The organism is Bradyrhizobium pachyrhizi (assembly GCF_029714545.1).
Taxonomy (GTDB): Bacteria; Pseudomonadota; Alphaproteobacteria; order Rhizobiales; family Xanthobacteraceae; genus Bradyrhizobium; species Bradyrhizobium pachyrhizi.
Genome location: NZ_CP121667.1, coordinates 4,564,023 through 4,583,860, shown reverse-complemented (window position 1 = coordinate 4,583,860; position 19,838 = coordinate 4,564,023). Strand labels below are relative to the sequence as shown.

Here is a 19,838-nt window from a genome sequence, read left to right as displayed (position 1 = left end):
TCCCATCCCCGCGAGGACCACATGCCGAGAGCCAACTTCGACAACAGCATCGCCTTCGACCAGGGCTGGGGCATCTTCGACTGCGAAGGCAGCGAGAACGGTCCCTGGCAGCTGCAGAAGCTCGATGAGAGCGACCGCCTCCGCAATGACCTGGAAGCGTGGCGCCTCGTCGTCGACTACGCCAACGCCGGCAGCGAATACCACCAGAAAGCGCTGCAGTTCCTGGCTGACCACAACCCCATCGAACACCGCTGCATCATCGACACCATCAGCAAGAAAGCCGTGGCATGACCATCCGCATCGTCCCCGAAGCTGAGTTTGCTCAGCGCATCAGAACCGTCCTCTTCAGCCGTCGCCTGGAGAACGTCGGTTGCGTCACCGGTCCCGGCAGATCGGGCGCCGTCGCCGCGGTCTATGCCTCGCACATCCTGGGCATCCCCTTCATCCCGTTCGGAGCCAACGTCCCTGCCAAGTTCGATCTGCTGCTGATCGATACCGCCCGCGAGAGCGGCCGGACGCTGCGCAAGTCCGCCAGCTGGTACACGAAACGCATGGGCAAGGCTCCGACCGTCATCGCGGTCTACGAGGAGCCGCCGCGCATCGCCTTCTGGTACGAGGCGCCGAAGCCGCAGCGCTATCGCCACGAGCTGGGGTACGCCGCATGAACCGGGCTGTCATCGCCATCGCGCTGCTGCTGACCGGTTGTGGTCGTCAGGAAGGCGACAGCGCTCTCCCGCTCCCGCGCAGCGTCTGCTCGGAGACGGTCGTCCAATCAAACATGAAGGTCTGCAGCAACTGGACGATCGGCTGTCCGAAGCCGCTCTCGCTCGCTCAGATCACGACCGGCGCATACGGCAAGGGTGAGCCGATCCTTGTCTGCCGGCTGATGGAGAACACCAATGTATCTGAACGGAGTCCGCTCCAGGTGGCGCCACCCCTGTGATCGGGGATCGCCGCAGCAGCGCTCGATCGGCGCCGCGTTCCGCTTCCTCCTCGAAGGTCACACCTGGAAGCGCCATCACGAGCCGTTCGCGAAGACGAACCGCGGACGGCAGCGCCGGCAGGAACGGCGCTTCATCGACATCAACAAGCGGTTTGCCCGCGCATGAGTGACTCCCGTGAGAGCTGTTCCGAGCATGTCCTTGGGTACATCAGAACCCATTTCGATTGCCCCTATTGCAACTATGACTTTGACGAAGAGGGCGACAAGTCCAGCGAGGTCATCCAGTGCCCCTCCTGCCTTGAGAAGTTCTGGTGCCGAGAGGTCCGATAGCTTCTTCGTCAGGTGCGGCAAGCAGTACACCAATGCCGAGGCCGAGATCATCAGGCGTAACCGGCACCTGAAGCTGCACGAGCTGCAGCTGCTGCTGCCGGGCCGGTCGAGGCACTCGATCTCTGGCAAGCGCAGCTCCACCGGCTTCACCTACCGCCGGCCGCCGTTCACGCACGGCGAGGACGAAGAAATCCGACGCTACGCCCCGACGAGGGGTGCCACAGGCATCACCCACGTCCTACCGCATCGGACGAAGTGGGACATCACGAAGCGCGCCCGCGAGCTGGGCGTGACGCTGTTCAATTCACACGAGCTGCCGCTGAAGATCCTGGGCGAGCCGCTGGCGGACGCGATCCGCAAGCGAGCCAGGGAGGACGGCTTCTCGGTCCGCGCGCTCGATGCCGAGCTGGGCACCGGGCTCTACTTCACCAGCTGCGCAGCGCTGCGCGTTCAGCGCGGCAGCAAGCCGAACATGACTGCAATCCGCAAGGCGATCGAGTTCTTCGACGCTGCGCTCATACCCGGTCCCGATGGGACCTACACCATCGACTGGAAGGACGAATAACATGGGACTCTCAACCAAAGGACCGATCACTCCGTACCGCGGATCATGGGCTGACCTGGAGCGTCGGCGCCGTGATGCGACACTGGCGATGATCGAGGACGACCGCGTGGACGCTGCGATCACGATCGCCGGCATCCGCGAGCAGGCCCGCGCGTTCGAGGGGATCGACCGTGTCCGAGGCTTCTGACGAACAAGCCGGCAAGCCTGTGCTCTGCGCCAGGCTGAACGGCAACACCATTCGCGCCAAGTGGCCAGGCAAACGCTGGCACGGCGCATACCCCAACATCCATGAGGTATGCGACGCGGCGCACAAAGATGGACTCGAGTCATTCCTCATCGACTACGTCGTCGAGGAGAACTGATCGAGACCTAATGGGGATGCTTGATGAGGTCCCCATCCAACCGCCGACGTTCGAAGTGCTCGGTTGGGCTTCGACGTCACTTCTACCGAGTAGCATCACAGTACAGGCAGCGAACTTGACCAACAGACGACTCTTGAGAGCGCGTCAAAACGAAACGAGTAAGCAGAATGCTGACCCTAGATCACTGCGGGACCATAAGGCGGTTCCGCCTCTTCAACTCTCGGGACAGACCGCTCCCGCGGTTTCTTCTCATCAACCCAACGCCATGAGACGGAGCCGTGAGAATGCAAACGACCCGATACTACAATGCCAGGGACAGACCAGCCCTCAGCTTCCACCTCAATCGCCAATTTCAATGAGATGGAACCATGGTCAACATATTGAAGAAGCTCGGTCCTGTTCGAAGGATCCGCTTCTATAACGCACGAGATAGACCGTTTTGCACGACGGTTGTTAGTAAATAACTCTTGCGCTTTCATGCGCATGAATGCAAATTAGAAGCAGAGAACGGCAGCCGGGCGATCCTCCTATTTCAAAGGATCCCCCTGCTCCACCAAGGGATACGTGCGCCTGCACGATAGCTTGAATGCAAATCAGAGCAAATGGAGGACTTCAATGTCGTTCTACCTGGTCCGGTTGGAGCCGGACGGGAACGGTGGCATGCGAGATGTGCCGATCCCGGACTTCGGCCCTTACGACAAGGGCAGCGAAGCGGCGAAATTCGCCAAGACCCTGACCGAGCAGCGCGGCTACAAGGTGCAGCCTCGCCGCATGGCACAGGCGCCGGACTGGCGTGCTCGTCAGCAGGAGCGGCTCGCGAGCGGCGCATTGAAGGCGCTGCCGGCGGCGTGGGACCTTGAGCCGATCAAGGATCACTTCGCTCACCTCTGCCCGCGCGACTCCTCCAAGATTGCGTTCACCGAGGGCGACGAGCACGGCACGATCGACCGCACGACGTCGCTCAACCCGGGCCGCTACATCACCCGGTTCTACGAGGCTGAGGGCAAGATCCCCGACGATCATCGCCGCAAGCTGATCGCCGCGATCGACCCGAACGGCGAGATCTTCTACGCCTTCAGCCCCGAGGAGATCGTCCACGTCTACAAGACCGGTCCCGGCTCTTGCATGGACGGCAAGCACACCTTCGAGGGGATGGACCCGCATTGGCCGACCGAGCCCTACGGGGCCGGCGACCTCGCTGTGGCCTACACCAAGAATGCCGATGGCCGCATCCAGTCTCGCTGCCTGTGCTGGCCTGAGAAGAAGATCTTCGGCCGCTGCTACGGCGACATCCAGCGCATGATCGCTGCGATGCAGGCGGAGGGTTACACCTACGTCTACGGCGACAGCATCCGCTTCCCGGACGGCGCGAAGCTCCTGAAGATCGAGCACCCGGAGCGGCGCTGGGAGTACGTCATGCCGTACTTCGACGACATCGAGATGGTCATCCTGAAGGGCGACTATTTCGAGACGTACAAGGGCACGCTGGCGGACCTGCCGCTGGGCACGAAGTACATCGCATGCGGCGGCAGCGCTGGCCGCTCCCTGCTCTACCAGTACTGCCCGAAGATGCGTGGCGGACAGCCGGCACACACCTTCAAGTTCGTCCACGGCGTCAACCAGGAATGGTCCCAGAAGGCGTGGGAGACGCACACCTTCACCTGCTCTGGCTCTGGCAATCGCTATGCCAATGAGTTCCGGGTGATGATGGCGACTCCCGGCATCTCCTGGGGTCATGACTATTTCGCCGAGCACGGCGAGCACTGCACGATCACCAAGAAGAACCACCCCAAGATCGAGATGGTTCAGAAGGGCGACCGTCGCATGCATAGCTCTGTCGAGTGGCGCTTCGACGCTGACGGCAAGGAGCTTCCGGCCAAGCAAATCCGGGAGATCGAGGCCGAGAAGATGAAGGCCTTCTATCCGGAGAGGTTCACCGCCAAAGACCTCTATCCGGATGGGCTCACCCTCAGGGATCTGGTGGAAGCGAAGCCGTGGCACCGTGGCATGGTGACCGCGAACTCGCCAGGCCGTAGCGACTTCGTAGGCGTCGACCTGGCTCGCCATGGCGACCGTGCGGTCACCGTCCAGCATCGCATCCGCGGCCGGAACGCGGAATGGATGATCGTCGACGATCCCGCAGCCGACCGGCCTGACCTGAGTGAGCGCCAGCAGCAGGAGATGAATCGGTACATGGCCGATCTCGTCGACCGGCAACTCCAAGAACAGATGATGCGGCCCTTCGTCCGCACCATGCCTGACCTCGATTCCAATCGCTAATCCCAACAGGAACTGAAATGTCCAACAGCGACCTTGATATGCTCAAGGCGATGCTCTCGCATCGTCGTCCCTACGGATCGAAGACGGAGCTTGCCTACATCGATCGGTTCATCACGCCGCTCGGCGTGCAGGCCGACAAGTTCGGCAACCGCTTCGTCATCGTCGGCGAGGAGAAGCCGTCGATCCTCTGGTCCTCCCACACGGACAGTGTCCACCGTGAGGAAGGCTTCCAGCAGATCGAGATGACCGGCACCAAGATCCATCTGCCCAAGAAGTCCAAGTCGAACTGCCTGGGCGCAGACGACGCCGCCGGCAACTTCATCATGATCAAGATGATCGAAGCCAAGGTGCCCGGCCTCTACGTCTTCCACTTCGGTGAGGAGGTCGGCTGCAAGGGGTCCGGCGGTATCGCCAATGAGACGCCGGAGTTCCTGGACGGCATCAAGGCCGCTATCGCCTTCGACCGTCGCGGCTTCACGTCCGTCATCACCCACCAGCGCGGGCGGACGGCGTCGGATGCGTTCGGCGACTCGCTGGCTGCCCAGCTGCCGGACCGGTTCAAGAACGATCCGACCGGCGTGCTGACCGACACGAAGATCTACATGGGCATCGTGCCGGAGTGCTCTAACGTCTCAGTCGGTTACGAGAACGAGCACACAAAGGACGAGACCCAGTGCGTCCAGCATCTGTTCCAGCTGCGCGATCACATGATCAAGATCGATGCCTCGAAGTTCGTCATCGAGCGTGACCCCAAGGGCGTGCAGTCTGAACCTCCGAAGCGCTCCAGCTGGTCGGGATCGTCGTCAGGCTTCGGCAGCACCTCCCGCACCCTGCGGACGCTGCAGCGCATGCGTCAGCGCGATCTCGAGGATTTGGTCTTCCGATATCCGCGCCAGGTCGCCGCGTACCTCGAAGAGATCAAGGTCAGCGTCCAGGAGCTGGACGACGCCATCTGGCTCTCCAACAGCCGGGCCCGCCGTGAGTCCACGTTGCTCGACCTGTTCGACGACGAAGGCTTCCACGCCGCCTGATCACCAGACATCACGAAACCAAGGATACTGAACAATGAAACTCGGATTGCAAGAGCATGTCGACGTCGCCTCCGGAGTGCAGGATGAAGTTGCGATTTCCTTCGAGGCCAACGCGGTGGCGTTCTACGCCCAGATCTCCGGCCTCGCGAAGGACAAGATCGGCTACCCGATCCGCGAGCTGACGACGAACATGTGGGACGGGTCGCGCCTCAAATACGGCGACGACATCCCGGAAGACATGATCCCGCAGATCAAGCTGCCGACCCCGCTCTCGCCGACGATCTCGTTCCGCGACTTCGGTCCCGGCATGTCGCCCGACGACATGAAGAACGTCTATGCCCGCCTCTACGCTTCGACGAAGCGCGGCAGCAACGACCAGGTCGGCGGCTGGGGTCTGGGTTCGAAGAGTCCGTACGCCTACCTGATCTCGGACTCGGGCTCTGGCTCCTACACCGTGACGTCGTATCACGGCGGCATGGCGCGGACCTACGTGCTCTCGCTCTCCCAGAGTGGTGCGCCGACCATGCGCCTGTTGATCGAGGCGCCGTCCGATGAACCGACCGGCCTCGAAGTGTCCTTCCCTGTTCGCCGCGAGGACATCCGCGAGTTCCACGATCGGGCTCGCCGCATCCTCTGGTCTTTCACCCCGCGGCCGAAGATCACCCCGGCGATCGACTGGAAAGAGCCGGTCGTCATGAGCGAGGGAGACAACTACACCCGCTATAAGTACGGGACCGTGCCGTTCGATGGTCCGCACGTCCGCATGGGCTGCGTGATGTATCCGTTCGACATGCGTCAGATCAAGACGTCGGGCTTCCTCGACTACAGCGACGCCGTCCTGTTCGATGCGCCGATCGGCTCACTCAAGGTGACCCTGTCCCGCGAAGAACTGGCCTACGACGACAACACCAAGGCAACACTGTCCCGCCTGGTGCAGGAGTACGAGCAGAACTTCATCCGGAAGTGTCAGGAGTCGGTCGACACGGCCGAGGATCTGATCGGGGCGGTCGAGCTGTTCGAAGAGGCCACCGACGCACTCGGTGCGACCCGCACGGAACGTCTGCGCGAGGTCGTGAAATGGCGGGGCAAGACCCTCTCCTCCACGGTGCCGAAGGTCAACGCCAAGACCGGCATGCTGTCGGACGGCTGGGTCCACTTCGACAAGTTCGAGGACACCACGGTGCGTATGAGCTGGTGCCGTGACGCCAAGATCGTCATCGAGCACAACCCCAGCTACTCGTACTCACGCTTCCAGATGGCGCAGCTGATCGGCCAGAAGGTGCTCTGGATCCGATGCAAGCGAGCGTTCCGCGAGGAAGTGCTCGAAGCTCTCGGCAATCCCGAGGTCGTCGAGCTGGACACCTTCAAGGTGCCCGCGTCCAAGCGGACCCGCGGCAAGACCGTTCGTCGCCGCAGGGTGATGGTGGTCTCCGAGGGTGGCGGCATCGTCGTGTCCCAGGAAGATGTCGACCTGGCCGAGGGCGGCTTCTACGTGCAGCAGGTCAACAACGGCCTCTACAGCCGGCGGCGCGGCAGCGAGTTCGTCAAGGTCGCGACCGACCAGAGCAACGTCTCGCTCAGCGCTTTGAAGGATGTTGTCACTGCTTCCTTCGAGCTGGGTCTGGTCGAGGTCGGCACCACGATCCTCATCCAGAAGGATGACCATGCGGCGCTGGGCGAGAATTGGACGCTGTTCGGGGATGACCTGATCCCTGATCTGCAAGCCAAGATCGACGTCGCGACGTTCACCGGTCTGCATCAGAAGTCGTTCTCCGATCTCGACTCGGCGCTGCGGGGCATCGTTGGCATGACGCCTGCGACGTTCGCCAATGCGCCCGGTGATCTGCTTCTGTTCAAGACCGAGCTGACGGCGCTCGGCACGGCGCTCAGGAACAACTCGACGGCGGAGACCCCGACCGACAAGGCGCATTCCGCCCTGTCCCGGCTCGGGATCGAAGTCGACAAGCCGGAGGTGCAGTGCCCGATCACGGCGATGGAAAGGCGATACCGCGAGCTGTGCTCGAAGTACGCGCTGCTCAAGCTGATCATCGAGCCGAACCCGTACTACTCGTACTCGAACCGCACGGACGCTGCCCAAACCCAGCGGCAGCTCAAGCACTACTGCGATCTCCTGAATGCCGAGCAGCAAAACCTGCAGCATCAGGCGGCCATCGCAAGGGCTGAGCTGGCGCTGAACGACAACCACCAGAACGCCGAGCCGGTCGAGCATGAAGCCGACCCGCTGGCGGAAGCAGCCTGAAACGGAGCGATCCAATGATCCCGAGTGTCATCACCGACACCTCAATCACGTTCATTGCCAGGGGCCGTCCATGGACCCTGGCAGCGGACCACACGCATTACGAAAAGGTCAAGGAACTGTTGACCTCCGGCTCTGACGACTCCGACGAGATCGTCCGGCTGGCCGACGTGCGTATCGCGGTTGAGGAGCACTCCGGCGGTGTAGCCACCCTCACCGAGGATGGCCTGTACCTGGACGGAGAGCAGCTGCCGCAAGCCTGGCTCTACAAGGCCTGCGCCGAGCCCAACGCCGCGAAGGTGTTGGCGGTGGCACCGGGAGATCGGGTCCGCGTCGAAGGCGACGAGGATGCCCCTGACGGCATCTACAGCGTCGGCGAGGTCGACAACAGCGACGTGGACAAGCGCGTCTACGTCGAGCCCGTCGACAATGACGAGGACTATTTCGGCTTCGTCGCCAACACCTCGATCAAGGAGATCATCAAGGAGGCGGCCGATGCCTGATCTCTCGAACGAACAGATCGAACTCGTTCTATGGGCCATCGGCATGAAGCAGACGGAAGCCCGCCTCGATCCGCACCAGCCGAACCGCAGGCTGTCGGACGCGCAATGGGCTGCCATTGATGCTCTCGATGCCCGTCTCAACGAGAAGTTCGCCGGCAAGGAAGCTGCCGACGAGTTGGCCTTCCTCGTTGGAGGTTAGCCATGCCCCGTGATCCGCGCGTCGACCCGCTCATCCAGGAAGCCAAGTGGCACTGCAAAGGGTGCCGCGAGTCTTGGCGCTTGGATGGGTGGATGCACCGCAAACCCATGAAGATCGAATGCACCGCGAAAGTCATCCGCCAGAAGCTGCGGAACATCGCGAAGGAATTGAGGAGTAACGAACTTGCCCGGCTTGAAACAAGCAATCCAGACCTTTTTCGAAGGCTGCAAGCGCATCGGCGAAGCGCACCGCCAGGCCAACTACCCGCGCAATCCCGCTCCGGTCTGGCGGCTGGAGGAATTGCAGAAGCGCTGGCGGATCGTCCGTGAAGGTAGCGCTCACTGCTTCGTCTGCAAGACGACAGGTGACGTGCTGAAGTCCGCGAGTTGGTCCAAGCCCGCCAAGCACGCCCGCGGCAACATCCTCGATGCCCATAACGGGCTCCTCCACATGGGTCCGTACGGCCCCGCATACCTGAGGTGATCATGCCTAAGACCCTGACCAAGCTGCAGGAGCAGATTATCGCCAAGGTGCTGACGATCGGCGCCACCGAGTTCGTCTGGCTACGCGATGGCGAGGTCAACTCGCTCAACAGCCTGAAGGCCAAGAACCTGATCGACCAGCACGCCTACGGCAGCATCCAGCAGCGCCACCTGACGGACGCGATCAAGCGGGCGTTCTGGCAGGAGAATCCGCAGACCTTCATGATGCCCAACTTCCACGGCGCAGGCTGGCTGATCTTCGACGGCAAGCGATACATCTGCAAGGTCTACAACGAGGCCGACGCAAAGCGCGTTGTCGCCGGGCTGGCCGAGCTGCGCATCGCGGAGATCGATGCCGGGAAAAAAGCCGCCTGAAGTTTGCATTTCCATTTGCTTGAATGCAAATGAACTGATACCCCTAACCACCCATTCCGAAAGGTGATCCATGTACGTCCCCTCCCCGCAACAGGCGGCTGTCCAGCAAGAAGCCTGGAACGGCACCGGCTCAATCATCGTGATCGCAGTGGCCGGCGCCGGCAAGTCCACGACCATCGTCCGCACGGTCGGCAACATGCGCGGCAGCAGCATCATCCTGTCCTTCGGCGCCAAGATCTCCAAGGAGATGAAGGGCAAGCTGGAGCAGCTCGGCATCGACTGGAAGAAGGCGGAGTCTTCGACCTGTCACGCCATCGCCCTGCGCAACTACCGCAAGACATTTCCGAAGGTGCGCATCGACGACGAGAAGGTCGGCCGCATCAGTGCCGAATGGGTGGACAACGCCAAGATCGAGCCGTCGCTCGTTCCCCACGTCTCGGTCGCCTGCCAGCTTGTCGGCCTCGCCAAGCAGAGCGGCCTCGGGATCGAGGGCCAGGGCCACATCGACGATATCTCGATCTGGGAGGATATCGCAGAGCACTTCGACCTGTTCGACGAAGAGCCGCTGCAGAAGAAGGCGCAGGACATCATCGACCTGGCGATCCTGCTGCTCAAGGAGTCGAACAAGAACCCGGAGATCATCGACTTCAACGACATGATCTACCTGCCCCTGCTCTACAAGATCAGGTTCTGGCAGTTCGACAACGTCTGGATCGATGAGGCGCAGGACACCAACACGGTGCGCCGGCTGCTGGTCAGGGCGCTGATGAAGCCTGGCACCGGCCGCGTCATCGCCGTCGGCGACCCCCACCAGGCCATCTTCGGCTTCACGGGCGCTGACAACGACAGCCTGGACATCATCCAGCAGGAGTTCGGCGCCAAGGTGATGCCGCTGACGGTCACCTACCGCTGCCCCAAGAACGTGGTGAATTTCGCCAAGACCTGGGTGAACCACATCGAGGCTCACCCCTCGGCGCCCGAAGGCAAGATCAGCTCGGAGACGTTCGAGAAGATGATCGGCGTCCGCGAGCGTCTGAACGGCGACGCGGCGATCATCTGCCGCAACACCCGGCCGCTCGTGACGGCAGCATTCGCCCTGATCCGCGAGAAGATCCCGTGCCGCATCGAAGGCCGGGACATCGGCAACTCGCTCAAGAAGCTGGCCACCCGGTGGAAGTCGATCAGCAACATCCCGGAGCTGGAGGACAAGCTGGAGGACTGGCTGGAGAAGGAGAAGGAGCGCTGGCTGCCGAAGAAGAAGATGTCGAAGGTCCAGGAGGCCGAGGACAAGGTCGAGACGCTGAAGGTCGTCATGGACGCCTGCCGTGACGACAAGCAGGACTCGATCGCCGCGGTCACCGCCTACATCGACAACATCTTCGCCGACGACGTGAAGGGCATCCTCACCCTCTGCACCATCCACCGGTCGAAAGGCCGGGAATGGAAGCGCGTCTACTGGCTCGATCGGCTGAACACCTGCCCGTCGAAGTACGCCAGCATGCCCTGGGAGAAGGAGCAGGAGATCAATCTGCAGTACGTGGCCGCCACCCGCGCCATGGAAGAGCTGATCGATCTCTACCCGCCGTTGCCGAAGGTGAAGGTGCCGCCGGCCAACGACAACAAGCAATCCGTAGCGACAAAGGCGGCCTAAGGGCCGCCACCACTCCCCATTCATCTAGGTTGCAACATGATCACCCAAGAGATTTTCAAGCGCGGCTCGGACGGCAAGATCCGCACCTGGCAGGTCGAGGTCAACGGCCCGGCCTACCGCGTCATCACCGGCATCCGCGGTGGCAAGCTGGTCGAGAGCAAATGGAAGACGGCAAAGCCGAAGAACCTCGGCAAGGCCAACGCCACGACGCCAGAGCAGCAGGCCGCTCTCGAAGCCTCGGCCGAGGAAGCCAAGAAGCTGAAGCGCGAGTATCGCCGCACGGTCCCGGAACTCGAGTTCGTGCCGAACGGCCCGATGCTGGCCGAGACCTGGGACGACTTCAAGAAGGATGTCCCCTACGCCGATGGCGTCTGGTCGCAGCCGAAGCTCGATGGCATCCGCGCCATGATGACCAAGAAGTGGGGCGCCACCTCCCGCGAGTATCAGCCGCACTTCAACTGCGGTCACCTGATGGCCGGTCTGGAGGAACTGTTCGCCGCCCACGACGGCATCGAGTTCGACGGCGAGCTGTACAACCACCTCTACAAGGAGGACTTCAACGGGCTCGGGTCGATCATCCGCAAGCAGAAGGCCACTCCGGCGCAGGCCGCTCGCGCTGCCGAGGTCATCCAGTATCACATCTACGACCTCCCCAGCCCGGCGCCGTTCGCCGAGCGCACGGAGAAGCTGAAGGAGTTGCTCACCAAGCTCGGTAATCCGCAGCTGATCTACGTGCCGACCACCAAGGTCAGCAACCTGGATGAGCTGGACGCGGCCGAGGTCGAGGCGATCGAGCTGGGCTACGAAGGTCAGATGGTTCGCTTCAACGAGCCATATGCCTACGATAGCCGGCCCTGGGGGCTCATGAAGCGGAAGCGCTTCGTGACCGAGGAGTTTCCGATCCTCCGCATCGAGGAAGGTGAAGGCAACTGGTCAGGTGTCGCCAAGCGCGTCTTCCTGCAGATGCCGGACGGCCAGGAGTGCGGCTCCAACATGCGCGGTTCGAAGGAGTTCGCGGCCGAGCTGCTGGAGAAGTGTCGCGCCGGCAAGACGCCGAAGGTCGGAACGGTTCGGCACTTCGGCTTCACGCCGGACGGAATGCTGCGCTTCCCGGTCGTCGTCGACTTCCACCAGGACGGCCGAGTCGACTGATGAGGCTGCACTATCCGCGCGGCCAGCCGCCAGAGGGCGAGGATGTCCTCTGGCGATGCGAAGCCAAGCGCTACTCCTACGTGGTCGATGCCGATCGCGAGGAGTACGGCGTCACCGATCCCCGTCTTGAGATGTGGTGGTGGGAAGTCAAACGCCGCACGCCGAAGGGCGCGTGGCTGTGGACAGGCGAGTTCGTTCTCCTGACCGCATTCAAGAAGAAGTACGCGGAGACCGAGGCGCTCGCCATCCGCGACTTCAAAGCCCGCAAGAACAAGCAAATCCAGATCCTCAGTCGGCAGCTGGCGAACGCAGAGCGCGAACTAGCGCTGACGAAACCCCGTGAATTGTTGATTGCATGAATGCAAAGGAGAGACCCGTGAACGGTATCGTTCTTTACCGCGGCCCGTCCGTGATCGACGGCCAGCAGATTATTTGCATCGCCACCGGACTCGAGGACGGTGGCTCAAATTCGAAGACTGGACCGATGGTTCAGATCTACATCCTGCGCGACGGCATCAATCCGATGAAGGCCGTGCAGACCGGCGACGACATCTCGATCTGCGGCACCTGCCCTCATCGCGGCAAGGTCGTCAGGGACCATAAGACGGGCTTGCTGACCAACGTCGGCCGCTCCTGCTACGTGACCCTGATGCGTGGCCCGCGCGTCGTCTGGGACGCCTACAGCCGCGGCAAGTATCCCGAGGTGCCGCTGGCGAAGGCGCGCAAGCTTCTGGCCCGCAAGGTCGTCCGCGTCGGCGCCTACGGCGATCCGGGAGCTGTTCCCGTGAAGGTCTGGAAGACGGCGCTGAGCCAGGTCGCCGACCTCACCGGCTACACGCACATGTGGCGAGAGATCCCCGAGCTGGCGGACTTCTGCATGGCGTCCTGCGACACCGAGGTCGATCGCGTGCTCGCCAAAGCACTCGGCTTCCGCACCTATCGCGTCCGCGGCAAGGCTGATCCGAAACTTCCTGGCGAGGGCCACTGCCCGGCATCTGCGGAGATGGGCAAGGCCGTGCAGTGCGCATCCTGCATGCTGTGCGGAGGCAACCGGACCAAGGCCAACGCCGACATCACCATCGCCATCCACGGCGCCGGCAAGAACAACTTCAAGCGGAGTCTGGAGGTTGCCTGATGTTCAACATCATCAACATTCTCGACCGGGATTACGACGATGACGACATCGAGACCGTGATCCGGACCAACCGCTTGGACCACCGAGTGACACAGCGTGCCGGCGAATACCGGCACCTGAATCGCAACGAGGACGGCTACGGAGATCAGGATCAACCATGAAGCAGTTCAGCGTCGTCGGTGTCGTGACCGGCAGCAAATACATCGGCACGTTCTGGGCCAACTCGAAGGAAGAGGCCCTTAAGATGGCGGAGGCGAGCGACAACAACTTCGTCTCGCTCTGCCATCAGTGCGGCGACCACTGCGAGGACCCGGAGATCCACGAGCTGATCGCCGAGGAAGTGAAATCCTGATGCCGATCACGATCGTGCATGACGGCAGCAGGTTTCCTGAGCCCGCGGAGAACTGCTGCTTCTGCTTCGGCCTCACCAGGCACTGGCACAGAAGATCCGACGTTGCGGTCTGCGAGCAATGCGCTCCGGTCCGCAAGGTCAAGGAGATCCCCACCAAGCAAGACTGGCTCGCATCGGTGCGCGCCAGGACGCCCCGACGTGTCGGGGAAATCGACATGGCTCACATCAAAAGGATTGCATCGTGACAACAACTGCTGAAGCAGCCAAAGCCCCCGCCGTGGCTGTCACCTTCAAGGCCGAGATCGAGGTCTCGGCGCAGAAGGTCACCGACCAGATCATTTCCGCGTTCGAAGGTGGCTCGAACTACTGGATCGACAAGGTCACCGCGAAGAAGGGCCGCGAGCTGGCGACCGAGCGTCCCTGGTACGCAGACCCCAAGGTCTGGTCGAGCGACTTCCTGATCGAAGTTCTCGCCGAGGAGGACAGCAGGGTCCATCTGCTGACGCCTGCCAAGATCAACGAGGGTTTCGCCTACCTGTCGACGAAATACCCCTCGCGCATCGCCGAGATCGTCGAGGAGAACGGCGACGCCGAGACGGGCGACGTCTTCCTGCAGGCCTGCCTGTTCGGGGACATCGTCTATGGCTGAGCGGCTGGCGCAGTGGCGCGGCCTGACGCGGGGCCAGAAGGTCAAGACCCTCGAAGTTACCAAGGGCGCAGACCACGAAGACATCGAGCATACGATGCAGCCCGGCGCCGATGGCGTCGTCGACAACATCGACCGTTACGACAACGACCAGGGAGTCGTCGTAACGGTCGTTATCTGGGTGGACAGCACCAGGGAGCGTTCGATCGTGAACGCCTACGACGAGCTGGACGGCCCAATTGAGAATTTCTTGGAGGCCATATAAAAGAGGAGACATGAAGCAGCGGAATCAAAAGAAGGCTGAACCGCTTGTGGTGGTCGTGGCGTTTATTCGCACCGAAAAACCGCCGCAGTGGAAGGCCGTGTCCGAACCGACAGTGCGTGCGTCTGCCGTGCTGGTGGTTCAAGAGCAGTGGAAGCTTGGACATCCTGCTCGCATTATCGCCGCGCCAATCCCGAATGCGGCATGATTGTGATCGGCGAGTGACCTTGCCGATTTAACGCCGCGTTAGTATTTGTTTCCTGATACAGGTGCCCAAAAACACCACGCTGCGCAAATGCAGTTGGTTTGTGTAGTGGGAAACACCATGCCAACAGGAAGCCGAGCTGCGTCTGAAAAGTTCCTCTCAGGCACGGAAATCCGTGCGTGGAGGCTCTCGCGGAACTTGACCCATGCCAAGCTGGGCGAGTGGCTCGGACTGACCCCTCAGGCAATAAGCAAATACGAATTGCGCGGCGCCACCAAGGCGATCGCCCTGGCTCTGGCTGCGCTCGATCGCGGTCTGAAGCCATGGCGGGCGACCAAAGAGGATCTCAAGGCGATCGAAACAAACGTTCGCATGAAAGCCTTGAGGAAAGGTGCTTCAGCAAATGGTCAAAAAGCAAACTAGGACTGTCGAGCCGGCTGTGCGACCGCAGCCGATCAACGCTCAATTCCAGCGCCGGCTCCCCGAGATGGTGGAGCAGATATGTCAGCAGATGCTGATCATCGAACCGGCGATGGACGAGGTCGCAATCCCGATCAAGGAGTTCATTGATTTCCTGGACTTCGAGATCGAGAAGGCGACGCTCTCCGTCAACCAGGAAAAGTGGGAGAGCATCGCCAACATGACGAAGATCGCAAACGACGAGGCCTGGCTCAAGCGATTGACGGATCTTCGAAGGAATCTCGATATCTACGATCTGACCGTGTCGGTGCCACGCATCACCCGGCTGGTCGGACAGATCGAGAAGACGTTCGATGTGGAGGGCGGGGGCTGAGCCCCTGCCCTTAGATCGTCTTGATCAAGCCGACGAGGATCGCGATGTCCTTGATATCGTCGAACCCGACCCGCTCTTCCTCTTCGCTGCCGAACTGCTTCAGCATGCGCAGGCCGCTCTCGTCGATGCCGAGCAGCAGCCGCACCTTCGTGCGACCGTTGGCGTCGGTCACCACGATGACGTCGTTCCGCACAGGATCCCTGCGCTTGGTGGCGAACATCAGCGATCCGGATTTAAGCCACGGCTCGAAGCTGTCGTCCGGCATGTAGAACGCGAACGCAGTTTCGTCATCCTCAAGCTGAGGCGGTGCCGGAACATAGGTCCCTTCCCGCCGACCCGACGTCGCAGCCTGCAGTGACGCCGGCAGCGATGACACATGACGAAGCTCGACCTGGAAGATCCTCAGGCGCTGGCTCCGGCGCTCGACCCCGTTCGGCGGCTCGTCCTCTCCGCTCTCCGGAGCTTCCATCTTCGGAGCGCCAAGGGCTTCGGTGACCTTGCGGGGGATCGGATAGCCAGAGGCGTCGGCGATCTTCTGCAGGGTCTTCAGGGTCGGGACAAATGGATGTTCAGGATCGTTGAGTAGTCGCAATATGGTGGAAGGCGCGAGCTTGGCCTCGCGTGCGAGACGCGTTCCGTCCCACTTCTTCCTATCGAGGATGTGATCGATCCACTCGATCACAGCCTTCTTCGGGCTTTTCATTTCTACTACCGCTTCAGACACTAGGCGGCCCTCCAATACCATGCTTTCGCAGTGCAAACCGTTAATGAATTGACAGTCAGCTCTGATTCACTCAGCGCCGTAAATCGAATCTTGAAATCTCAGAATGCAAAACACCGTTCGGTCCTTCCGTTTGCACGGATGCTAACGCGAACCTCTAAGGGTGGTTTCGCACGATTGCAAATGGTTTTTTGTTCCCGGCCCTAAAAAAGGCCGAGAACCCAGGGCAAACGGCGGAAAAGTAAACAGATCCTTAGCTGCCGGCGAGCCCGACAGCTTTCCACAGCGCCATCAATTGCTTGAATTGTTCCGTTTTGATTCCCGCATGGCAGGCGGCGGTTGCATCGGCCGCGTGCTCATTGTCTTCGTGCAAATCCCCTGCGCGCCGGGTTAGCTTTCCACGGTACTTCACGTTTTCGTGATATCGCTTCCAGTCGATGTCCGGATAGCGCTCCGCGGCCCAGGCGATGATCGCCGGCTTCTCGGCCTTGGGATCGCCCACGCTGGCGAGCTTCGTCTCGACCGGCATGACCTGGATGATCGGGATCGGGCACGACGCCAGAACCCCCAGCGCGACGCCGAAGCCCAGCGCCGATCGCGCATGCTGTTGACCTGACGGGATCTCGCCGAACGCCACCTTGCAGCCGGCGATAGCCTCGTGGAAGCCGTCGTGGAGGGCCTTGGCGCGGGCCAGGTCGTCGCTGTTCTTCCGGACCACCTTCCGGGTCGCCTTGTCCGCCGGCCGCGTCACGAGCGTCCTGACGGCCTCCAGCGACAGCTCCAGGCTGTCGAGGTCGAGACGCATTCTGGCGATGCCGAAATTGGCGAAGGCCGGGTCGAGCCCGGCGACGAGGATGGAACCCATTCTTGTGTGTGACTCGAGTTGTGCAGACACGAAATGTCGTGGCTTGCATTTCTATTTGCATTCCTGCAAATACACGATCCCGCTTAGCGGGTCAAATCCAAGGGAACTACGGAATGAGCTTCGACGCACAAGCCTGGGCGAGAAAGATCAAGACCGGCAGCATGCTCCGCAAGGCGGTGCTGATGTCGATCGCGAACCGGGCCAACGACGCCGATGGCGCGTGCTGGCCATCGCAGAAAAGGATCGCCGACGAGATCGAGTCCTGCGAGCGCGCCGTGCGCAACGCACTCGGTGATCTGGAAGACATGAACCTGATCCGCCGTGTGAAGCGCCGCGACACGACCGATCTGATCTACCTCAACATGCAAGATCCCGGTGATGGCTCGACCATCACACCACCGGCACCACGTTCCGGTGGTAACGCCAGGAGATCTGCAGCAAACGACAACCGGAATGACGTGCCGCGGCACGAGATGCCTGGGGCAGCGGTACCAGATTCCGGTGATGACCGGAATGACGTGCCGGTGGGTGCGGAATCCGATGCCGGTGACCACCGGAACGACGTGCCGCCTAACCTATCAGATGAACCAACACTGAACCGATCAGATGAACCCAAAGAGAAACGGCGGGCGCTGAACTCGACCTTCCCCGCGGACTCGTTCGATCAGTTCTGGGCGCTGTATCCGGACAAGAAGGCCCGCAAGAAGTGCGCCGAGATCTGGGAGGACAAGATCCTCACCGGCAAGACGGACTTCGAGGAGATCATCGGCGGGCTGCGCAAGTACATCCGGTGCAAGCCGAAGGATCGGCCGTGGCTCAATCCGTCCACCTTCCTCAACCAGGCGCGCTGGGAGGACGAGTGGGATGATCGCCGGCCGCCGGATCGCGGACCGCGAGCGATGGCGATCTGATGGCGGGGGTCGATGTCGCCAAGGTGCTTCGGGAGAACGGCATCAAGGTCCGCTCCCTGAAGATGGGCACACAGTACGCCATCTGCCCGCACTGTTCACACAATCGGAAGGGCGCTCACAAGCGCCTCAAATGCCTGAGCGTCAAGATCGACGCCTCAGGTGTCGTCTGGAATTGCCACCACTGCACATGGAGCAGCTACGAGAATGCTAAGCGAGAAGCACGCCAGGGGAATCGAGGATCGAGGCCTCAGCGTCGAGATGGCGGCGGATATGGGGACCTTCAGCGGGCGTCTCTCGCGAGATTCGCAGGGCAACCTCGTCGTTCTGCCGGATGAACGCGGCAACGTCCTGTGCTTCCCCTACTACGAGCACGGGATCGAAGTGAACTGCAAGTACCGGTGGGCGCAGGATGGCGAGCGCCGGTTCATGCAGAAGAAGGGCGCCGTCAAGACGCTCTACAACGCTGACGTCCTCCTTAACGAGGAGACGATGGCACGGCTGGAGGCCGGCACGGACTCCCTGATCTGGGTCGAGGGCGAGTTCGACGTCCAGGCCGGCAAGGAGTCCGGCTACGAGACGATCGTCTCCGTGCCTGACGGTGCGCCCCCTGCCCGCGACAAGAACGGCAACCTGATCGATATCCCGGACGATGCCAAGGACATCGATCCGGAGGACGACGACAAGTTCGCGTTCATGGTCCGCCACATGCAGCGGATCATGGCGGTGAAGTACCACATCATCGCAACCGACGCTGACGAGCCCGGCCGCCGGCTGGCGAAGGAGCTGGTCAGACGCATCGGCCCCGCCAAGTGCTTCTGGGTCCAGTACCCGGACGACGAGGTCGTGCCCGACAAGAAGACCGGCGAACTGAGACCGTGCAAGGATCTGAACGAGGTCAAGAAGTACCTCGGCGCGGAGAAGGTGCGCGAGCTGATCGAGAACGCCAAGGAGTGGCCCGTCAAGGGCCTCTTCAAGCTGTCCGACTATCCGGAGATCGCGATCCCCGAGATGGTCGAGGCCGGCATCTCGAAGGAGCTGGACGAGAAGATGAAGTTCTACCAGGGACAGTTCATCGTCTGCACCGGCATCCCCAACGTCGGCAAGTCGACCTTCATGAACCAGGTCGCCGTCAAGCTGGCGATGAGACACAAGTGGCCGATCGCGATGTTCTCGGGCGAAAAGTCGGTGAAGCCCTTCCTGGCCTACGAGCTGATGACCGCGTTCCTCGAAAAGGAGCGCGCTGCGTGGACGCCTGAAGACCGGAAGAGAGCCGAGGCATTCGTCGAGCGCTACTTCTACTTCATCGACTACGACGACGATAACGACGACATCGAGGTCGATCTGGACTTCGTTCTCGACAGGGCCGCAGCAGCCGTCTTCCGCTACGGCGTGAAGATGCTGATGATCGACCCGTGGAACGAGCTGGAGCACAATCGGCCCAACTCCATGTCGCTGACCGAGTATGTCGGCAAGGCGATCAAGAAGATGAAGCGGTTCGGCAATCGGTTCGGTTGCGCGACCTGCGTTGTGGCGCACCCAACCAAGCTGGAGGGCAAGATGGTCCCGGGGCTCTACAACATTTCGGACTCGGCACACTGGGCGAACAAGCCCGATCTCGGCATCGTGGTTCACGCCATGCGGCCGGAAGAAGCGCCGAACGAACGAACCATCTTCATCCCGAAGGTGCGTCTCAAGCGCATCGCCGGCAACACGGGGTCGGTCGACGTTGGCTTCAACGAGAAGACCGGACTCTTCACGAAGCTAGATTTTTGATCTGACGCTTGCATGAATGCAAACGTCGTGATAATGCAAATCGCA

27 protein-coding genes are annotated in these 19,838 nt (G+C 61.6%); 25 read left to right on the top strand and 2 right to left on the bottom strand.

Annotated elements, in window-relative coordinates:
- Positions 1 to 21 precede the first annotated feature (21 nt).
- The 23 genes from QA639_RS21230 to QA639_RS21120 all read left to right on the top strand — a co-directional run bounded on the left by QA639_RS21230 (position 22) and on the right by QA639_RS21120 (position 15,523).
- Entirely contained in the window at positions 22 to 291 is a 270-nt protein-coding gene (locus QA639_RS21230; protein WP_283087270.1) for a hypothetical protein, read from the top strand.
- Entirely contained in the window at positions 288 to 665 is a 378-nt protein-coding gene (locus QA639_RS21225; RefSeq protein WP_283087269.1) for a hypothetical protein, read from the top strand. Before QA639_RS21230 ends, QA639_RS21225 begins: the two co-directional genes overlap by 4 nt.
- The gene (locus QA639_RS21220) at positions 662 to 943 is read left to right on the top strand and encodes a hypothetical protein (RefSeq protein WP_283087268.1); all 282 of its coding nucleotides are present in this window, start codon (positions 662 to 664) and stop codon (positions 941 to 943) included. The genes QA639_RS21225 and QA639_RS21220 overlap by 4 nt, the downstream gene beginning before the upstream one ends.
- Positions 944 to 1,241: 298 nt before the next feature.
- Positions 1,242 to 1,838, top strand: a complete 597-nt coding sequence (locus tag QA639_RS21215; protein WP_283087267.1) for a hypothetical protein — start codon at positions 1,242 to 1,244, stop codon at positions 1,836 to 1,838.
- Positions 1,839 to 2,008: 170 nt separating this feature from the next.
- Complete coding sequence (locus tag QA639_RS21210) at positions 2,009 to 2,200, top strand: hypothetical protein (protein ID WP_283087266.1); 192 nt, start codon at positions 2,009 to 2,011, stop codon at positions 2,198 to 2,200.
- 615 nt (positions 2,201 to 2,815) lie between these two features.
- Positions 2,816 to 4,480, top strand: coding sequence for a hypothetical protein (locus QA639_RS21205; RefSeq protein WP_283087265.1), 1,665 nt, complete (start codon positions 2,816 to 2,818; stop codon positions 4,478 to 4,480).
- 17 nt (positions 4,481 to 4,497) lie between these two features.
- On the top strand, positions 4,498 to 5,511 hold the full coding sequence (locus tag QA639_RS21200) for a hypothetical protein (RefSeq protein ID WP_283087264.1): 1,014 nt from the start codon (positions 4,498 to 4,500) through the stop codon (positions 5,509 to 5,511).
- 34 nt (positions 5,512 to 5,545) lie between these two features.
- Entirely contained in the window at positions 5,546 to 7,771 is a 2,226-nt protein-coding gene (locus QA639_RS21195) for a hypothetical protein (RefSeq protein WP_283087263.1), read from the top strand.
- A 14-nt stretch (positions 7,772 to 7,785) separates the two neighbouring features.
- A complete protein-coding gene (locus QA639_RS21190; RefSeq protein WP_283087262.1) occupies positions 7,786 to 8,271 on the top strand; it encodes a hypothetical protein in 486 nt (161 codons plus the stop codon).
- Positions 8,264 to 8,470 (top strand): hypothetical protein, encoded by a 207-nt coding sequence (locus QA639_RS21185; protein ID WP_283087261.1) that lies wholly within the window; start codon positions 8,264 to 8,266, stop codon positions 8,468 to 8,470. The genes QA639_RS21190 and QA639_RS21185 overlap by 8 nt, the downstream gene beginning before the upstream one ends.
- A gap of 183 nt (positions 8,471 to 8,653) precedes the next feature.
- Positions 8,654 to 8,953: a DUF7717 family protein gene (locus QA639_RS21180; protein ID WP_283087260.1), complete on the top strand. Its 300-nt coding sequence runs from the start codon at positions 8,654 to 8,656 to the stop codon at positions 8,951 to 8,953.
- Positions 8,954 to 8,955: 2 nt separating this feature from the next.
- Positions 8,956 to 9,327: a hypothetical protein gene (locus QA639_RS21175; protein ID WP_283087259.1), complete on the top strand. Its 372-nt coding sequence runs from the start codon at positions 8,956 to 8,958 to the stop codon at positions 9,325 to 9,327.
- Between the two features lie 70 nt (positions 9,328 to 9,397).
- Positions 9,398 to 10,978: a UvrD-helicase domain-containing protein gene (locus QA639_RS21170; RefSeq protein ID WP_283087258.1), complete on the top strand. Its 1,581-nt coding sequence runs from the start codon at positions 9,398 to 9,400 to the stop codon at positions 10,976 to 10,978.
- A 36-nt stretch (positions 10,979 to 11,014) separates the two neighbouring features.
- Entirely contained in the window at positions 11,015 to 12,130 is a 1,116-nt protein-coding gene (locus QA639_RS21165) for an ATP-dependent DNA ligase (RefSeq protein ID WP_283087257.1), read from the top strand.
- On the top strand, positions 12,130 to 12,489 hold the full coding sequence (locus QA639_RS21160) for a hypothetical protein (RefSeq protein ID WP_283087256.1): 360 nt from the start codon (positions 12,130 to 12,132) through the stop codon (positions 12,487 to 12,489). The genes QA639_RS21165 and QA639_RS21160 overlap by 1 nt, the downstream gene beginning before the upstream one ends.
- Before the next feature lie 17 nt (positions 12,490 to 12,506).
- Positions 12,507 to 13,265, top strand: coding sequence for a hypothetical protein (locus tag QA639_RS21155; RefSeq protein ID WP_283087255.1), 759 nt, complete (start codon positions 12,507 to 12,509; stop codon positions 13,263 to 13,265).
- A complete protein-coding gene (locus tag QA639_RS21150) occupies positions 13,265 to 13,426 on the top strand; it encodes a hypothetical protein (protein WP_283087254.1) in 162 nt (53 codons plus the stop codon). Before QA639_RS21155 ends, QA639_RS21150 begins: the two co-directional genes overlap by 1 nt.
- Entirely contained in the window at positions 13,423 to 13,617 is a 195-nt protein-coding gene (locus tag QA639_RS21145) for a hypothetical protein (RefSeq protein ID WP_283087253.1), read from the top strand. Before QA639_RS21150 ends, QA639_RS21145 begins: the two co-directional genes overlap by 4 nt.
- Positions 13,618 to 13,858: 241 nt before the next feature.
- Entirely contained in the window at positions 13,859 to 14,266 is a 408-nt protein-coding gene (locus QA639_RS21140) for a hypothetical protein (RefSeq protein ID WP_283087252.1), read from the top strand.
- A complete protein-coding gene (locus tag QA639_RS21135) occupies positions 14,259 to 14,528 on the top strand; it encodes a hypothetical protein (protein WP_283087251.1) in 270 nt (89 codons plus the stop codon). Before QA639_RS21140 ends, QA639_RS21135 begins: the two co-directional genes overlap by 8 nt.
- Before the next feature lie 10 nt (positions 14,529 to 14,538).
- Positions 14,539 to 14,733, top strand: coding sequence for a hypothetical protein (locus QA639_RS21130; protein ID WP_283087250.1), 195 nt, complete (start codon positions 14,539 to 14,541; stop codon positions 14,731 to 14,733).
- Positions 14,734 to 14,928: 195 nt separating this feature from the next.
- A complete protein-coding gene (locus tag QA639_RS21125) occupies positions 14,929 to 15,153 on the top strand; it encodes a hypothetical protein (RefSeq protein ID WP_283087249.1) in 225 nt (74 codons plus the stop codon).
- An 88-nt stretch (positions 15,154 to 15,241) separates the two neighbouring features.
- On the top strand, positions 15,242 to 15,523 hold the full coding sequence (locus tag QA639_RS21120; protein ID WP_283087248.1) for a hypothetical protein: 282 nt from the start codon (positions 15,242 to 15,244) through the stop codon (positions 15,521 to 15,523).
- 10 nt (positions 15,524 to 15,533) lie between these two features.
- Here the strand turns inward: QA639_RS21120 and QA639_RS21115 are convergent, their stop codons facing one another.
- Complete coding sequence (locus tag QA639_RS21115; RefSeq protein ID WP_283087247.1) at positions 15,534 to 16,226, bottom strand: hypothetical protein; 693 nt, start codon at positions 16,224 to 16,226, stop codon at positions 15,534 to 15,536.
- Positions 16,227 to 16,497: 271 nt separating this feature from the next.
- A complete protein-coding gene (locus QA639_RS21110) occupies positions 16,498 to 17,139 on the bottom strand; it encodes a RuvC family protein (RefSeq protein WP_283087246.1) in 642 nt (213 codons plus the stop codon).
- 83 nt (positions 17,140 to 17,222) lie between these two features.
- Here QA639_RS21110 and QA639_RS21105 point away from each other — a divergent pair, with 83 nt between their 5' ends.
- Positions 17,223 to 18,020, top strand: coding sequence for a helix-turn-helix domain-containing protein (locus tag QA639_RS21105; RefSeq protein WP_283087245.1), 798 nt, complete (start codon positions 17,223 to 17,225; stop codon positions 18,018 to 18,020).
- 204 nt (positions 18,021 to 18,224) lie between these two features.
- A complete protein-coding gene (locus QA639_RS21100) occupies positions 18,225 to 19,793 on the top strand; it encodes an AAA family ATPase (protein ID WP_283087244.1) in 1,569 nt (522 codons plus the stop codon).
- Positions 19,794 to 19,838 lie beyond the last annotated feature (45 nt).

Excerpts from the sequence above, each read along its gene's own strand:
- QA639_RS21230 (WP_283087270.1), top strand. The coding sequence starts at position 22 with ATGCCGAGAGCCAACTTCGACAACAGCATCGCCTTCGACCAGGGCTGG.
- QA639_RS21225 (WP_283087269.1), top strand. The coding sequence starts at position 288 with ATGACCATCCGCATCGTCCCCGAAGCTGAGTTTGCTCAGCGCATCAGA.
- QA639_RS21220 (WP_283087268.1), top strand. The coding sequence starts at position 662 with ATGAACCGGGCTGTCATCGCCATCGCGCTGCTGCTGACCGGTTGTGGT.
- QA639_RS21205 (WP_283087265.1), top strand. The coding sequence starts at position 2,816 with ATGTCGTTCTACCTGGTCCGGTTGGAGCCGGACGGGAACGGTGGCATG.
- QA639_RS21200 (WP_283087264.1), top strand. The coding sequence starts at position 4,498 with ATGTCCAACAGCGACCTTGATATGCTCAAGGCGATGCTCTCGCATCGT.
- QA639_RS21195 (WP_283087263.1), top strand. The coding sequence starts at position 5,546 with ATGAAACTCGGATTGCAAGAGCATGTCGACGTCGCCTCCGGAGTGCAG.
- QA639_RS21190 (WP_283087262.1), top strand. The coding sequence starts at position 7,786 with ATGATCCCGAGTGTCATCACCGACACCTCAATCACGTTCATTGCCAGG.
- QA639_RS21185 (WP_283087261.1), top strand. The coding sequence starts at position 8,264 with ATGCCTGATCTCTCGAACGAACAGATCGAACTCGTTCTATGGGCCATC.
- QA639_RS21175 (WP_283087259.1), top strand. The coding sequence starts at position 8,956 with ATGCCTAAGACCCTGACCAAGCTGCAGGAGCAGATTATCGCCAAGGTG.
- QA639_RS21170 (WP_283087258.1), top strand. The coding sequence starts at position 9,398 with ATGTACGTCCCCTCCCCGCAACAGGCGGCTGTCCAGCAAGAAGCCTGG.
- QA639_RS21165 (WP_283087257.1), top strand. The coding sequence starts at position 11,015 with ATGATCACCCAAGAGATTTTCAAGCGCGGCTCGGACGGCAAGATCCGC.
- QA639_RS21160 (WP_283087256.1), top strand. The coding sequence starts at position 12,130 with ATGAGGCTGCACTATCCGCGCGGCCAGCCGCCAGAGGGCGAGGATGTC.
- QA639_RS21150 (WP_283087254.1), top strand. The coding sequence starts at position 13,265 with ATGTTCAACATCATCAACATTCTCGACCGGGATTACGACGATGACGAC.
- QA639_RS21145 (WP_283087253.1), top strand. The coding sequence starts at position 13,423 with ATGAAGCAGTTCAGCGTCGTCGGTGTCGTGACCGGCAGCAAATACATC.
- QA639_RS21135 (WP_283087251.1), top strand. The coding sequence starts at position 14,259 with ATGGCTGAGCGGCTGGCGCAGTGGCGCGGCCTGACGCGGGGCCAGAAG.
- QA639_RS21130 (WP_283087250.1), top strand. The coding sequence starts at position 14,539 with ATGAAGCAGCGGAATCAAAAGAAGGCTGAACCGCTTGTGGTGGTCGTG.
- QA639_RS21120 (WP_283087248.1), top strand. The coding sequence starts at position 15,242 with ATGCTGATCATCGAACCGGCGATGGACGAGGTCGCAATCCCGATCAAG.
- QA639_RS21115 (WP_283087247.1), bottom strand. The coding sequence starts at position 16,226 with ATGAAAAGCCCGAAGAAGGCTGTGATCGAGTGGATCGATCACATCCTC.
- QA639_RS21105 (WP_283087245.1), top strand. The coding sequence starts at position 17,223 with ATGAGCTTCGACGCACAAGCCTGGGCGAGAAAGATCAAGACCGGCAGC.
- QA639_RS21100 (WP_283087244.1), top strand. The coding sequence starts at position 18,225 with ATGCTAAGCGAGAAGCACGCCAGGGGAATCGAGGATCGAGGCCTCAGC.